Origin of the sequence: Chryseobacterium sp. SIMBA_038 (genome assembly GCF_046535115.1) — a bacterium.
Lineage (GTDB): Bacteria > Bacteroidota > Bacteroidia > Flavobacteriales > Weeksellaceae > Chryseobacterium.
In genome coordinates this window covers 964,593-981,525 of sequence record NZ_JAWRXH010000002.1, presented here as the reverse complement: position 1 = coordinate 981,525, position 16,933 = coordinate 964,593, and the positions used below count along the sequence as shown (strand labels likewise).

The 16,933-nt window shown below is 33.2% G+C and carries 7 protein-coding genes; 1 reads left to right on the top strand and 6 read right to left on the bottom strand.

The window, feature by feature from the left end:
- Positions 1–144: 144 nt before the first annotated feature.
- The 6 genes from SB689_RS10730 to SB689_RS10705 all read right to left on the bottom strand — a co-directional run bounded on the left by SB689_RS10730 (position 145) and on the right by SB689_RS10705 (position 13,059).
- Entirely contained in the window at positions 145–3,666 is a 3,522-nt protein-coding gene (locus SB689_RS10730) for a T9SS type A sorting domain-containing protein (protein ID WP_410692115.1), read from the bottom strand.
- Positions 3,667–4,046: 380 nt separating this feature from the next.
- On the bottom strand, positions 4,047–5,315 hold the full coding sequence (locus SB689_RS10725) for a hypothetical protein (RefSeq protein WP_410692114.1): 1,269 nt from the start codon (positions 5,313–5,315) through the stop codon (positions 4,047–4,049).
- Between the two features lies 1 nt (position 5,316).
- Entirely contained in the window at positions 5,317–6,240 is a 924-nt protein-coding gene (locus tag SB689_RS10720; RefSeq protein WP_410692113.1) for a glycosyltransferase family 2 protein, read from the bottom strand.
- Between the two features lie 196 nt (positions 6,241–6,436).
- Positions 6,437–11,143: a T9SS type A sorting domain-containing protein gene (locus SB689_RS10715; RefSeq protein WP_410692112.1), complete on the bottom strand. Its 4,707-nt coding sequence runs from the start codon at positions 11,141–11,143 to the stop codon at positions 6,437–6,439.
- 14 nt (positions 11,144–11,157) lie between these two features.
- The gene (locus tag SB689_RS10710) at positions 11,158–11,442 is read right to left on the bottom strand and encodes a hypothetical protein (protein WP_410692111.1); all 285 of its coding nucleotides are present in this window, start codon (positions 11,440–11,442) and stop codon (positions 11,158–11,160) included.
- 480 nt (positions 11,443–11,922) lie between these two features.
- Positions 11,923–13,059: an EpsG family protein gene (locus SB689_RS10705; protein ID WP_410692110.1), complete on the bottom strand. Its 1,137-nt coding sequence runs from the start codon at positions 13,057–13,059 to the stop codon at positions 11,923–11,925.
- A 219-nt stretch (positions 13,060–13,278) separates the two neighbouring features.
- Between SB689_RS10705 and SB689_RS10700 the strand changes: the two genes are divergently transcribed.
- On the top strand, positions 13,279–16,932 hold the full coding sequence (locus SB689_RS10700; RefSeq protein WP_410692109.1) for an MMPL family transporter: 3,654 nt from the start codon (positions 13,279–13,281) through the stop codon (positions 16,930–16,932).
- Position 16,933 lies beyond the last annotated feature (1 nt).

Below are 16,933 nucleotides of genomic sequence, written 5' to 3'. Positions count from 1 at the left end.
ATAATAAAGAATAATCTTATTTAAAATAAAATGATATAGAATTTTTCATCAACCGTAATAGACATAGAAAATATGGCTGTTTTTACTAAATAAAAAGGGAACGAAAATATTTCTTCGCTCCCTTTACTATTATTGATTTAGATATTACTCTTTAATAATTTTAACCACAATTTCAGAATTATTGATTCTTACCAGATAAACTCCTGACGGCAATGAAGAAACATAGGCTTCATCATTTATAAACTGTCCGGATTGTACTAGCTGACCAGACATATTATAAATCTGGTAGAAATATTTTCCGTTCTCAGTTGCATCAATATAAAGAACATCTTTAACCGGATTTGGAAATAAGGTGATCTTATTTTTCCTAACTTTTTCAACAACTTCACTTTTTGCTAAAGGAAGAGAAGCCTTTGCAGCCGGTAATGAAGTGATTTGAAGTTTCGGAAGAGCGGCTTGCTCATTTCCATTGGCATCGTATTTTATTTTAACACAACGACAGCTCATTGCAAAATAAGGATCATTATTATCATGAAAAACCGTCAAACGATTGGCTGTAGATGCAGCATCAAACAAGATATTAATTGGTCTTCCAATATAATTTGAGTTTAACGCGGCTGTCCATACTCCAGGATATTGAAAATTAACCATATTAAAAGTTCCTGTTGATGTTTGATTAGCTATTACACTTCTAAAACCTCTGGAACCAGAGTTCGGATAATTTCCAATTTTATAAGTAGGATCATTAAAGGTATATCCTATCGTAGTTGATGTACTATTCCTAACTCTTACCCCTGAATAATCTGTAAGCACACTGTACGCTGTTCCTACATTTTTATCTTTTTTATACCAAGGCGTGATTCCAAAATCCTGATTGGAGCTAAATGCACTATTCATGATATCCGGAATCCTCCAACCTTCAGGACAAGGATCAAAAGGGGATTTTTTGCCACCTCTACCCCATCTGTCGGCAGCTAAGTTCGGCTCTGTTGATAACCAGTCTGTACCATTGGTGTAAAGAGGATTTGCACTATTAAAAGGAGCAAAAGAACTCGGAATCATATAAACCAAAGGATTTTTAACAGAATATGATAAAACTTTAGAGACCTTATCCGAAACCTTATCGGTTGCTAAAACATTGGCATTCGCAGCATTAGAATAGGTATTAAATGGAATAATATACGCTCCTGACAAATTATTGTATGTGGCATAAGGCAGAGATGTATAAGTTAATGTCCCGCTCGCGGTAACGGTTCCCAAAAATACTCCATAAGAAGCTCTGTTATCAGCATGTTGAAAAACAGGAAGCGGATCTTTTCTTCCCCACTGATAATGCAAGCCTGTAGACGCTTTTATTACCGCAAGCTCCGCTGCTGTCGGAGTAAGAGGATTCGCTATAACCGGAAATGCGTCTGTAGCCCCTAAATTTCTATCCATAAACTCTGTTTCGAGAACAGATCTGGCCTTAAGAACATAATTTACATAATTTGTAACATTATTCATCGGAAGTTCTGTTGTATAATTATTAGATTGAATTGGCGTATCAGTCACCCAAATATGCCAACTCCAATACACAGGATTGGTAATACTTCCGTTATGCAAAGTTACCACGGCATTTCCGCTTTGATTAGGATTAATATCAACCAAAATCTTAGACAGCGAAATAGACGAAACACTACCCGGAGAAGGATTAACAACCGTAATTTTATTCACCAAACCTGAATTGGTAGTCCAAAGAAGATTAGCTTTTAAATTATTAAAATTAGACGAATTAAGAATATCCGGATTATTTAAAAGCTGACTTTGAACCGAAAAAGCTTTACTCACAGGAATTTCAATCGTAGAAATTGCTGTATTTTTAACAATTTGATAAGTATTAGGATTATTCAGACCTTCTCTATATTCTTGTTGCTGGGTTATATATTCCGTAGGAAAATCGTAGCTGTTTACAAGATATAGTGGATCTTTTACACATCTACAACCGTTGGCATCGGATGTTTTACCCGCCATTAAAGGCATATAAAAATATCTTCCTTTCACATTGGGAAGTCCGGCATCAGGGATATCAGGCTGATCTTTATCCGGAACCATAAATAACATTCTGGCGCTGACAGCGGGAGAAGCATCAAAATGTCTCGGCATGGTTGCTGTCCATAAACCCGTATGATGCTCATCACTGTACTGGCCTTGGTGAGCCAGCTGAATTATTTGTCCACCTCCAGGAAAGACTCCCATATTATTGCCTGCTACATTTGATAAATCATATCCATAATTAGAATATACTTTAAAACCCGTCATAAAACCTGGAACACCATTGTCTGTAGGTTTTATAATATTGTATTTATTGGTTTCAAAAAGATCTTTTCCCATATTGGTTTTTACTCCAAAAGGAGAAAAATCAATTCTGATATCATCAGCATATGTTGCAGAACCCAAATTCGCAACTAAAGCAGACGGAACTCGCCAGCCGTTTGGGCAGGGATCAAAGGATGATTTATCTCTGTAAGGTTTAGCACTGTCATCACTATTGTAAACAGCATCAATTTTACCCTGAGCATTGTCTGACCATAAATTAAGCTCTCCAAGCTGGCTGTCTGTTAAGCTTGCCGTTTTTCCAAACCAGTTGATCGGCAGATTTGTATTGTTATTGTAATATGCAGGCCCTGAATTGTCATCTTTATTAATATAGATAAGACTTAAAGGATTTTTTATTGAAAGCTTGATGTTATTACTTACCTCAGCTCCGGACAATAAAACATATTTAGTAAGATCATCGATTTTAACAGCATTGGTGAAATTTTTTGCCCCTCTATGTCTTACTCTTCCAATAGAACCGCTTGCTTCATAAAAATCGTCTACTTTAGTTACCAGTGGCGGTATCGGATCTTTTCTTCCCCACTGATAAAGCAATCCGCCACTTCTACTCCAATCCTTATTTGTCATTGAATTACTGACAGCTCCTAAATTTCGATCCATCCATTTCCAGTCGGAATCCGGAATTGACTCTACTGTGCCATCACTTCGTTCACGTCTGATATTACCAAAACTCTTATAAGCAGGCCCATTCGTAGGATCATCAGTAACCCAAATATGCCAAGACCAGAAAATCTCGCCATTAATTCTAAAAGCGATCACCGCATTTCCTTTTTTAGATTTATTAATGGGAACTTTAATTTTTGCACTCGGTCCCGAATCCTGAATTTCAAGAGAATATCCTGCTCCTGTTTTTATCAAGCCGTGAACATCCTCCCATAACACATCAGCGGTAACTGCTCCTGCGGGAATACTGCCTCCCCCAATATATTTATCTTTTTCCCACATTACATAAGCCTTTTTTACAGGCACATATAAACCAGCACTACTTTGACTGGGATCAAAAATATAACTGTTTGGAGCTTTTGTCCAGTCCAGTGGAACAACAACAGATTTCACACGAGACGCGCTTCCATTACTTGTATTTGAATTAATAGGTTTTCTATTAATACCATTTCCTTCTTTATTTGTTTGATGCTCTGCAACCTTAATTATTGTATCCGTTTTTGCCTGATACAAGTCTTTTGAGTTCTGAGAGAACAAATCATCTTTTACACCTATATTACTTGCAGAATAGGTGCTCATTGACAATAAACAAAATATTGTCGTTACATTCTTAATTGACTTTTTCATATTCTTAACTTTTGTGTCGCAACAAAAGTACAACTTTTAAGCCTTTCTCAATCATAATTCATTTATTTTATAAATAATAAAACAATTTTATGATTTGAATCATAAATAAGATAATATTACTGAATTATGAATGAAAATATAGCATTCTCAACTTGAGCAATGCAAAAATATGATAATTTTAATTGAAATATTTAATAAATAATCAATTTTGAACAAATATTAATAACATTAAATTGATTATTAATATTTAATTTACAGTTTGGGAAATAAAAAGAGAGACAATATTTTTACATATTGTCTCTCTTTTTTATGATAATTTGATTAGAATTTTAAGGTAGAAGAAAATTTCGATAGAGATCTATTGTGAATCTATTTCTCAATTATTTAATAACTTTCATATTTTTAAAAAAGAATGAAAGGGCGAGAGATATCACAATAATTAATAATATCAGAAACGGACAGTACCAAATAAAAAAATCAATATGCGGATGTATGTGCGCATGCTCTTTAAATAAGATAAGCCAGCTCAGTGGCGCTGCTATGGAAAACCACGTTGTAGCAACCAGCTTTCTATCGATATTTTTAACATATAAGAAAACGGAAGATATAATTCCCAAGATAATAATTACAATGAATGGCAGCTTAATAAAATCTTCATTAATAAAAGATCCGCCAACATATCGCAAGATTATATCTAAATGATATTGTTTTAAAGTATTTAAATAAGCATATTCTCCTTTGTACATATACTCTCCGTTTGCCCTTCTTGAGTAAGCGTCTACAAGATGTGCAATTCCGTCTCCAAAATTACCCGTTAAAAGTTTAAACTGGTATAACTGAAATAAAACGGTCAATATTAATGGAGTAACGACTATTAATATATGCGACCATATAAACTTAAAATAAAAAGAAAGCTTATTTTCAAACAAATAATAAATATACGGAATAGCTGATGATATCAGGAAAACCGTAATAAATTCGAATCCCGTGAACCAAAATTTCACAAAAAACAATAGTGAAAATATACTTATATATTTTTTGATGCTATAATCACCTTTATTTTTCTCAAAATAGAAAAGGGAGTAAACAAAAGGCAGGAAATATACCCAATTACACCACCAGGTACTTTTACCGTATAAAAATATCCAGTAATTTGGAAGTATTAGCAGGAAGCTTATAACACATGTTGCTAATCCAAATTTCCTTTTTACCCAAACCAAAATTAAGGTTAACAATACACTTAATGATAAAGAATTCAGCATTCTGAAGATTAAAATCTCGACATTATTATCTAAGCCAAAAATTTTATCAAAAACGCTATATAGTATTGCCTGTCCTCCAATTTGAGACTTGTAAGCCCAATAATAATACTTTTTAGGGTGCTCATTATTCACAAATTTGGCGTAAGATTTCTTACCAGCCAGATTTCTTGAAGAAAAGTCATGATCCGTGTAAAAAATCCCAGTAAAACCTCCATCTTCAAAAATTCCTCCTTGCTGGGAATTCAAAAGTTTCCCGATGATCAACATTTCAGAGACCTCAGCTTTACTATATTCAAATCTCTCTTTTGGAATAAGATGGAATAAGTTGAATTGAATATTACAGAAAAATAAAAAAATGAAAAGAAGATAAATAAATTTATTTTTCATGTCATTTTGTGCTATTAAATCTTACTTTAAAGTTCTTTTTATCAATTATACTAATATTATCCAGAATAAGACCCGTCATAAAAGAAAGCAATGAAACAATGATCAACATTATAGAGAATATAAGAGTTGGAACCTTGTAAACATATTTATATTCAAAATATTCTTTTATAGGCACAACCATAAATAATAGACCAATAACAAATAAAATAGCAGATACTGCCCCGAAAAAAAGAAGCGGCTTGTAGAGTCTTACCAGATTAAAAAATAATTTTATCACCTTAAACCCATCGGTAAAAGTATTCAGTTTTGATACACTTCCTTCCGGACGGTCTCTGTAGTCTATCGAATATTCTTCTATCGCCAACTCATAATTAAGAGAATAGATAGAAAGATCGGTTTCCAGTTCGAATCCTTTTATAGTACTGGCGTAATTTTTTACAAATTTTTTCGAAAAAATTCTATAACCTGATAATATATCTTTTAACTGCGAACCAAAAAACACATTGATAAGGCCTCTTACCAAGTTGTTTCCAAAATTATGAAATGCTCTTTTGTTTTGATTCTTATAACTATTGTTAGAGAGCCTGTCTCCAACCAACATATCGCAGTTATTTTCAGTAAATTGATTTAGCATTTCCTGCACACAATCTACAGGATAAGTATCATCACCATCAATCATGATATAAATATCGGCCTCTATTTCTCTAAACATTTTGAAGACAACATTTGCCTTCCCTTGTTTCTTTTCGTATTGTACAATTGCTCCGGCTTCCTTTGCGATTGCTGCTGTTCCATCCTTTGAATTATTATCATAGACATAAATTTCAGCATTTGGAAGAAAGGTTTTGAAGTCACTTACAACTTTCCCAATGGTTAAAGCCTCATTATAACAGGGAACGAGTACGGCTATTTTAGGAGACTCCATTAGCAAAATAATGTTTTTTGTTGAGGGATTTTCACGGATCCATGCTTTATTCCGCCAAAGATATTTTTTTTCATCATCATTATATTTAATAAATTTTTGGTAAAAATAATAAAAAACTATCGAAAGTTATTTAAATTAATATAAATAAAACTGCCTCATATTATTGAGGCAGTTCATATTTTACAGTATTAAATTATTATTCTTTAATAATCTTTACTACAGTTTCGGCATTATTAATTCTTATTAAATAAACTCCCTGCGTTAAAGAAGACAAATCTGTTTGTTTATTTACAAATTGACCTTGCTTTACAAGTTGTCCAGAAGCATTATAAATCTGATAATAATATTCCTTATCATTAGCATTAATATACAAGATGCTCTTCACAGGATTAGGGAAAACAGTAAGTTTGTTGTTGTCTTTCTGTATTTCTTCTATCTGCTTTTTAGCAAAAGTATTTACAGCCTTACCGGTTGTTTTTTCAGAAACTTCCAAAACACCTGGTTCATATCTTCCTATTTCACCATTTGCACTATTTCTTACTTTTGCGCAACGGCAAGACATGGCTGCTTGCGGATTAAATGCATTTCCTACTGTTAAATTAACATCTCTGTAATTAAATAGCATACCAATAGCCTGTCCTGAGTAGACATCTGTAGGAGATGAAGTCCAAATTCCAGAATAAGCAAATCTCAATTGTACGTTTCCATCATCCACTTTAAATTGTGGAGGTAATTGTTTATCCATTAAATAAAGATCTTTCCCTCCCTCTAAACCACGTATTCCGTTATTAGGGAAATTTCCAATATTATAACGGCTGTTATTAAATATCATACCATAACGGGTAGCTGGAGATGTAGAGATTATTGCTGCAACTCCCGGATATGCCTGAGTTGTTTGAGAATATGCTGCTTGATATCCAACAGTCACTGATGGAGCTATTCCATATTTTCCCTGACCCGGGCTTTGATAACCGTTTTGGTAACCATTATAATACCAAGGATTATTTCCGTGAGAAAAAGGCCATTTAGTATAAAAATAATTTGTTCCTAAATCTGGTTCCTCAGAGTGTGTCGAAGCAGCAAATGTATCTGGTATTCTCCATCCGTCTGGACATGGGTCATAAGGGGATTTTTCTGTAGCATGCCCCCATCTTTCTGTAAATTGCCCGTTTTCATCTGATACCCAATCCCGAACATTTTGGTATGTATTGGATGCATTACCAGCATTACGGTATAAGAAAAATAACGGATTTTTTACTGAATAATCAAGCACTTTCTTAATTTTATCTTTCTTTGAATCTCCTGCTAAAATACCCGAAGAATATTCTGCATATTCTTTTGTGTAATTGGCTGTATAGTTAATATTGTTTATTCCTGTTGTATAAGGTATAACAGCATTCCCATTAGAATCCATGGTTATGGGACCATTTTGCGTACTGATTGGATATCTGCTTAAACCACTATTTTGATTAAGTCCAGCTCCAAAATTATAGTTCGCGCCTGGGTTAAACATAACCGGAATAGGGTCTTTTCTTCCCCACTGATAATGTAACCCTCCTGTATTAGCAATATTAACAACGCTACTATAGCTTCCCGAGCCACCCATAGTATTAGATGGGAACATTTTTAACGCTCCTAAATCCCTATCCATAAACGTAGTTTCCAAGGGTACACCAATACTCATTACAGGTTTTACAAATGCATCATTTACAGATAAAACCCCTCCGTTTCCAAGTGTTTCTGTCTTATAGTTCAACGTATCGATTACTGTTTCAGGCGCCCAAATATGCCAACTCCAAACTATAGGATCCTGATGTTTTCCGCCTACCCATTGGGTTGGAGAATCTCCTAGATGGAAAGCTACAACTGCATTACCATATCTCATATCTCTTAAAGTAACTCTAAGTTTAGACGACTCTTTCGTACCTTCAACTATTTGCACGTTTTCTATTAAATCAGTACTGTTAGTCCATACTACAGAGGCCGACATACGGTTTCCTGTAGGAAATGTCCCATCTTTTCTAATATGCAATTTTTGCATTGCATATGCTTTACTCAAAGGGATATCGATAACACGATCTTTTTCTGAAGCTTTTACAGGCAAGGAACTATTTGTATATTCTATATAACTATTAGGCTCTTTTGTCCATTTTTTTAATGTTTCTAATGAGTATTCTCCATTTTGATTGTCCGTAAAAAAAGTTGTCTCAAAAATTTCAGGCATGTAAGCATTATTAGGATCTTTGATACATCTTACACCGCTAGTCTCATATGCACTTCCATAATGTGAAATAGTATTTAGGCTATATGCTCCAAAATTTGTTGGCCTTTGAGCGTTCCCAGGATCTGAAAGGTACGTTAAAGCTCTAGCACTATACCAAGGTCCCCCTCCAGCAGCAGGTGCTCCAAGTGAGAAAGTGGACGAACTTAACGAACCGTCTGATGAGCCATCCTGATACTTTATTTCAGGTGTTAACATTAATCCTGATACTACACCACTACCATCCTTTAGACTAGCTTGATTAGGATAATATTCATAATTTCCATTAATCGGAATTAATCCTAAATTACGAGTAGAGCCTGTAAAATCGTATCCTAATCCGGGATATATTTTTATCCCTGGAAATTTATCACTTGAAGTTGATGAGCTAGAAGTGAAAGTATCATTATCATTAGCTCCCACGTTACGACCCCAAGGTGACGATTTATTATAATTGGTAGGACTACCTATATTATCATAAAATGATGGAACTCTCCAATTACAAGGACAAGGGTCATAAGGAGACTTCATTGCATAACGTACACTTTCTTCTCCCACTGAATTATCATTCCAGTTACTATACTTTCCTCCTCGAGTATCACCCCAAAGATCCCACGCAACATTCAGTTTAGTATCATCAGTATTATACTCGTTTCTATATTTTTGCTTTGAGAACCATGTTGTACGATTTTGAGGATACCATGAAAAAGGTCCCGTTTGAACCAACATATTCTCACCATTACTGTCTACATACTCCCCTAGTTTTCTGATATATAAAGGAGGAATAATCATGTGAATAGGATTCTGAACAGAATATCGAATATTACCATTAGGAGTGTCAAATCCTGTATTATTTTGAGAATATACGTTTCCTCTATATTTAACAGGCAATATGGACGTAGAACCCGTTAAATAAACAGCTGCCGAACCTCTTACATTTCCTACTTCTCCAGAAATCTCATAAGAACTTCCATCTTTATTAGTAAAAGAAGGGAAAGGATCTTTTCTTCCCCATTGATATTGCAATCCTTGAGATTTGTGCCAATCATTACCTGTAAAGTTTGCATTAGTTGCTCCTAAATTCCTATCCATCCATTTCCAATCTGTTACCAGATTTCCATTTTTATCTTTTTCAAAATCATGATGATAAGTACTTCCACTAATTCTAGGATCATCTGTTACCCAGACGTGCCATGTCCAGTAAACTTTATCATTAACTCTATATGAAACTACTGCATTTCCTTCTTTAAGTTTATTAACTAAAATTTTAATTCTAGCATTTTCACCAACTCCTTCTAATGCAACAGATTTTATTAAACCTGGCTGATCTTCCCAATAAAGTCCGGCTTTAGCTATTCCATTATCTGGAATCTTAGTATAATTACCTTGCTCATCCTTCATAAACTCACCTCCTTTTGCCCACATTTCATAAGCTTTTTTCACAGGTATATAGAGACCATCAACATCAACATTATTACGTTTCTCATCTTTTCCAGTGAAAATATATGTATTTGGAGCCTTAGTCCAGTCTACCACACTATAATCAGATGCAGCTCCATTATTTATTGTAAAACAATGTGGAGCACCTTCGGAAGTGTCATTATAATTAGGAGCATCTCCAAAAACACCTGTATATTTAATGAATTTTGAAATCTCTTTCTCAACATCTTCCATCGATCTAACCGTTTCATATGTATTCTGAAAGCTCTCTACGAAACTGTTTCGTAATGCTCCCATTCCATACAATGTCATTTCAGAAGTATTCTTAACAATTAAGTTTTCAGAACCAGGTCCTCTACGACCATGCCCCTGATCATTCCCATATCCAAAATATGCTGGTCCATAATTACTGTGCGCTGGTACGCTGTAGAAGCTTCCGTCGCTTTTGTAAATTCTAAGCCCGGTTTTCATACTAGATACAATTACAACAGGAGTCTGGTCAGGAATGAATTCAGACAACTTATCATGAATAGTATTAATTAGGGTAAAATATCTACTTTGTGGACTATCAGGATTCCTAAAATCATGGAAACCTGGTCCATTTGGTTCATCAGGCCACTGGCTAAATTTTAGAAGAAACCCGTTTGCTGAAAACTTTCCTGCAAACATATATACCGGATCTGTATAACTGTATAAATATGGGCTTGGATGCCCTGCATTATTATTATAAATAAATTCCGGAGTGCTACCTAAAGTATCATTTACAACTCCTTGATTTAATAATTTTATTGCTTTTACACCGTTTGGATCACTAATTAATGTTGAAGGATTTTTAAGAGAGAATACAACATCATTCTTCTTATTGTCCATTGGTAGAATAGCACTAAGTTTATTCCAAGAATTTGCAGAAGTTACCCTGTCTTTTACCCCTGTAACCTTTCCGTTGGCATCGGTAATTACTGTACCATCTTTTTTGGGTGTTAAAAGAATAGTGTATTCATTTTCATCAAGATCACAATTGGCAGGAGCATAATCCCCTTGTTTATAGTGACTGACGGTTTTATCCCACACAACACTGTTGAAGTTGCTAAGATTGGTATCAGAAGTTAATTCAATTTTTAGATTGTAAGAACTTACTGCTGATGCAGGTAACTCCAAAGTCGCTTTCAGGCTCTCGTTGTACTGATTGTAAGAATAAAGCATTTTACTCCACCCTATCACCCAGTTTCCTTGAGAGTCCTGATACTTTTGATAGATAATTTCACATGGTCACTCATGAATGGCTTTGTGAGTTTACCTTCAATAATAACCAATCCCTTCTGGTTCACATTCTGTGAAACAACAATAAGAGGATCTAAATCATAAGAACTCGGTGGAGTTTTATATTTGGATCCAATAGTTTTCTCATTAAGCTCTGGAACGACAATTGTCCGTGAAAAAGCATGAGACGATGCAATACAAAAGACTGCAGCAAAAATCTTTAATGTCGATTTTTTTTTCATACGTATTGAATTAAAAGTGTTTTTTTTTGAAACTAGAATAATATTTAATCCGCCTAAGAAGACATATAGCATTTTACAGACATGTTATATTCACAACATGAATTAATCCCACTAATGGAAAAAAAGAATTATCCGAAAAATAGTTATTTGAAATTTCTTAAATCAAATATTAGAACTTTGAATAATTTTCATTTGAAATGAAAATACTAGAATGTTGCAATATCGATAATTGCTTAATGCTTGGAAGCATGTGTTGATTTTTCATAATTTGTGCTTTAAAATTTATTGTGTTTTTAATTTGAAATCTTACAAAACAAGATTTCAAATGCAAATATGTGCATTTTTCCAAAAACTCACAATAGGCAGAAGTAAATATAAAAAAATCACATATTCAGATTATTTCCTTGTAATTTTTTATCATATTGTAATTTTTTAGAAAAAATTTTATCCTAAATAAGCGTTTAAAGATCACAAAAGACTTTAAGGAAGCAGGAAGTTTCTGTAAAGCTCCGCCGTAAATCTACCCGCAACAATATTTCTAAAGCTAGAAAAGACTAAAAAGTTAAAAATAACCAATGACATGATAAAGACATATATCGTTGATCTTGTACTTTTGGAAACCACATACATAGAATTGGGAATGATCACAAAACCAAAACCTGTAAATGCTCCAACCAATCTGGAAGAAAAAACAGGGTTATTTCTAAATATAAAATAAAAGCATATTCCAACAAGAGCATAATTCCTATGATACTCATAATATGGGTACTTTTCAACCATTTTAGTGTCAAAGAAAAATAAGAAGAATGTAAGAATGGCAGTCATTACTTCGGGGATACCAATACCTCCATTAAGTCTTTCTGCAGTTTCTTCCATATAAGCATTAAAACCACCAATCACTACACTGTCAGACGCAATACTATCCATAAAACTACCCAAAACACGATACACTTCAAATGGAGACATCACTATAGATACCAGTATTGCACCAAGCATAATTCCCTTATTCACAGGAATACGGGCAACCCAGTACATAGGTAAAAATGCATAACAGACATTATGAACCCCTCCGGCAAGATAAATACACAAAAGGTAATAGAAAAGTTTTTTTTCTTTTATAAATCGTATAGCAAAATATACCATAAATACCCCTAAATTTTGTCGCATCTGTCCACATTCCCCAATAAAAAATCCGGGAATAAACGTAAAAAGGATAAATGTAAATGGGTAAAATGTATTATCTTCTACATATCTTGCCTTGAAAAATATTGCAAAAATTGCAATAACAAGCGTAAGTATATAAAATGGTGCATTGAAAATATTAAGCAAAATCTTATTAACCAATGAGTATAACCACTCTACAGCTACCTGCTGTGGCGGATCTAGGTGGAGTCCTTTCAGGAAAATACTTTCATAACTAAGGGTATCCGTATATACATAAATAGCCCTATAACTTCCATAATCTGCACCGGCATCTCTTAAACCTGCAATAATTATCAAATAACCACATAAAATATATAGGTATTTACTTTCAACTTTACCACGAAATACCTCTTGGTAACTGAAAATAATCAGAAAGAAAAGTGCTATTAGAAAATACGGGTGTAATAAACTCATTATTTTAATCTATGTGTGTGTTAAAACATATAAAAAACCAAGTTTTTACTTGAAAAGTTTTTATTATATTTTTTTTCATCAATTGGGAACTTCTGCAAAAGTAGATTTTTTTTTTATTTCGTCAAGAATATTTATTCATTGTAAGCTAAAACTTTATATATTAAATCTTTTGAACTTATACTTAAAAAATTAAATTTGCAAACTTGATTTCATAATGCAATGCATCGTTTTTTTATATTTTTATATTATCTCATTTCCAGGAACAAAGCGCTTTCAGTATTTATTGCTCTAAGCATTGCCGTGATATGTGGATTTTTCGCCTCAAAAATTAATTTCGAGGAAGATATCAATCAGATAATCCCGAAAAACGAAAAATCTGATCTTACCGCAAAAGTTCTTAAACAACTTAATTTTTCAGACAAAATCATTGTCATCATTGAAAATACGTCTAAAGAAGATAATTTCCAGCTCTCCGAGACTGCCGATACTTTTTTAACTAAAATTGAACCTTTACAAAAATACATTGGCTCTGTTCAGGGAAAAGTAAACGATAATGAAATTTCTGAAACGTTTGATTTCGTCAATCAAAACCTTCCTTTATTTTTAAATGAAAACGATTACAAGGAAATTGAAAGAAAACTTCAAAAGGACAGTATCGCAAAACAGGTAGAAAATAATTATGTGTCACTGGTGTCCCCGACAAGTTTGGTGACTAAAGATTTTATTAAAAAAGATCCGCTTGGCATCACATTTTTAGGAATCAAAAAACTGAACGCTTTAAATATCAGCAAAGATTTCAAACTTGAAGATAATTACATCGTCACCAAAGACGGAAAAAACCTTTTGCTTTTTATTGAACCTAAAAATAAAAGTAACGATACTAAAAATAACGAAACATTTGTCAATCAATTAAATGAAATAAAAGACAACCTCAACAAACAGTTCAAAGGAAAAACTGAGCTTAGTTATTTTGGTTCGCCAGTAATTGCTGTTGCCAATGCTCAACAGATCAAAAAAGACATTCAAAATACGGTCATGATCTCTATGACGGTGCTTTTGATTTTGTTGATTTACTATTTCAGGAATTTCTTTACACCAATTATTGTTTTTCTTCCGACTGTATTTTCTGTTTTATTGGCTTTGTTGATTTTATATTTTACTAAAGACAAAATTTCAGCAATTTCATTAAGTGTCGGTGCCATTTTGATTGGAATTACGATAGATTACGCGCTTCATATTCTCACTCATTACAAGCATAACAATAATATTGAAGAGCTTTACAAAGAAATCACACAACCGATTATATTAAGTAGCGCAACAACTGCCGTTTCGTTTCTATGTTTGGTTTTTGTACGTTCTGAAGCGTTGAAAGATCTCGGACTTTTCGCTGCGATTACCGTTATTTTGTCTTCAATTACAGCATTAATTATCGTTCCTCAACTTTATAAACCTAAAGAAAAGGATGAAAAAGTCAGCACCAATTTTATTGATAGAATCGGTTCGTATCCGTATGAGAAGAATAAGCCTTTAATTATTGGCTGTTCCATCATTATTATTGCCTGTATATTTGGGTTCAGACATGTTGGTTTTAATGAAGATATTGGCGACCTGAATTACATTCCAAAAGATTTAAAAATAAGTGAAGCGAAGTTGGAGAAACTTTCAGACATTACTTCAAAATCTATTTACACAATTTCTTATGGAAATTCTGAGAATGAAGCCTTGTCAAGAAATTCTCAACTTTCTCAATTCCTTGAAAAAGAGAAGAAAGACGGAAAAATTTTAAGCTATAACTCCATTGGAAATGTTGTTTTATCCGAAAAAGATCAACAAAAGAAAATTGAAATCTGGAAAAAATTCTGGGACAACCATAAAAAAGATCAAACTATTTCTGAATTAATTAATAATGGAAACAAATTTGGTTTCAACAGCTCTGCATTTGATCAGTTCAATGATAATTTGAATAAAAACTACTCTACTTTAAGCTTAAAAGACTACGAAAAGATAAAGGCATTACAAATTTCTGAGTTTTTAAGTAATGAAAATGGCTTCTACACTGTTTCTAATGTAGTGAAAGTAGATGAAACCAAAAGAGACGCCTTCATTAAAGATGTTGAAAAAAGTCACGAAGCTTTAGCAATTGACCGTCAGCAGATGAATGAGAACTTTTTAGGTTTACTGAAAAGAGATTTCAACACGTTGATTAATTATTCATTATTAGCCATCGTCTTAACAATCATTGTTTTCTTCAGAAACTTTGAATTAACGGTTCTCACAATGTTCCCAATTGTTTTAACAGGAGTTGTGACCGCAGGAATTCTCTATTTCTTAGGATTAGAATTAAATATTTTCAGCACCGTTGTTTGTACCTTAGTTTTCGGAGTTGGAGACGATTTCAGTATTTTCCTTACGAAAGCCATGCAAAAAGAGCATACGACAGGAAAAAATGAACTTCCAACGTACAGAATTTCAATTATTTTGGCTGTTTTCACAACAATTTTATCCATTGGATCTTTGATTTTCGCAAAACATCCGGCTTTACATTCTTTAGCCTTGGTTGCGCTGATCGGAATGTTCTCCGTAATCATCATCACCTCAACGTTATATCCGTTCTGGTTTAGATTATTAATCACAAACAGACAAAAAAAAGGACTTTCTCCCATTACTTTCAGATTGTTTTTACGTTCTGTGATCTCGTTCTTTTATTACGGTTTAGGCGGACTGTTCTTTTCTTTCTTCGGACATTTCTTCGTGAGAAAAGCAAAAGGAAAAACGTTGAGTACCATTAAAAAATCTATTGCTTTATTTTTAAAATCGGTTTTACATCTTAGTCCGTTTGTAAAGAAAACGGTAATTAAAAATCCGCTTGAAGATTTCAGCAAACCTTCTGTTATTATTGCGAATCATACTTCATTCTTAGATACTTTGGCGCTTGCAATGGCGACGCACAAAATCGTTTATTTAGTGAATGATTGGGTGTATGAATCTCCCGTTTTTGGAAAATTAGTAAAAGCTCTAGGTTTCTTCCCCGTTTCTCAAGGTATCGAAAACGGAATGGAGCAACTTCGAGAAAAAATAAATGAGGGCTATTCTTTAATGGTGTTTCCGGAAGCCGAACGTTCTTATACGAATGATGTAAAAAGATTTCATAAAGGAGCATTTTATATTGCTGAAGAATTTGGTTTGGATGTCGTTCCTGTTTATATCCATGGAAATTCTGAAGTTTTGCCAAAAGGCGACTTCATTATTTACGACGGAAGCATTACCGTAAAAGTTGGTGACAGAATTCATAATGACGATCTTAGTTTTGGTAAAAATTATTCGGAAAGAACGAAAAAAATAAATGCCTATTTCAGAGATGAATTTGCAAAACTGAGAAATGAAATTGAAGATGAAAATTATTTCAAAAAGAAATTATTTTTAAGCTTTTTATACAAAGAAACAGAAGTTGTAGATGAACTGAAAAAAGATTTCAAAACCAATAAATCTGTTTATTTTGAATTGAATAAACACATTCCAAAAGATGCAGTAATTCTACATATAGCAGATGATTTCGGGCAAAAAGATGTTTTATTGACTCTGCAACAAGCAAGCAGAAAAATATTCAGTTTAATTAATGATCATGAAAAACGTGAGATTGCAAAACAGAATTACATTGTAAAGAGAAGAAAGATTAATTATATCAACAATATTTCAGAAATGAATAAAAAAACAAACGTACTTTTAATTTCTGACGAAAATTTTAATCTAAAAGATATTCCCGAGCTTCCGGAAACTATTATTTTAATGAATATTAAAAACTCTTCATTTGAAAATGATAATTACGAGCTTGAATTCAGTTCTGAATCAATAAAAGTATTTAGACATAAATAAT

What these genes read in the sequence shown, in the direction of transcription:
- SB689_RS10730 (WP_410692115.1), bottom strand. Translation starts at nt 3,666, where the DNA reads ATGAAAAAGTCAATTAAGAATGTAACGACAATATTTTGTTTATTGTCA.
- SB689_RS10725 (WP_410692114.1), bottom strand. Translation starts at nt 5,315, where the DNA reads ATGAAAAATAAATTTATTTATCTTCTTTTCATTTTTTTATTTTTCTGT.
- SB689_RS10720 (WP_410692113.1), bottom strand. Translation starts at nt 6,240, where the DNA reads ATGGAGTCTCCTAAAATAGCCGTACTCGTTCCCTGTTATAATGAGGCT.
- SB689_RS10715 (WP_410692112.1), bottom strand. Translation starts at nt 11,143, where the DNA reads ATGCTTTATTCTTACAATCAGTACAACGAGAGCCTGAAAGCGACTTTG.
- SB689_RS10710 (WP_410692111.1), bottom strand. Translation starts at nt 11,442, where the DNA reads ATGAAAAAAAAATCGACATTAAAGATTTTTGCTGCAGTCTTTTGTATT.
- SB689_RS10705 (WP_410692110.1), bottom strand. Translation starts at nt 13,059, where the DNA reads ATGAGTTTATTACACCCGTATTTTCTAATAGCACTTTTCTTTCTGATT.
- SB689_RS10700 (WP_410692109.1), top strand. Translation starts at nt 13,279, where the DNA reads ATGCATCGTTTTTTTATATTTTTATATTATCTCATTTCCAGGAACAAA.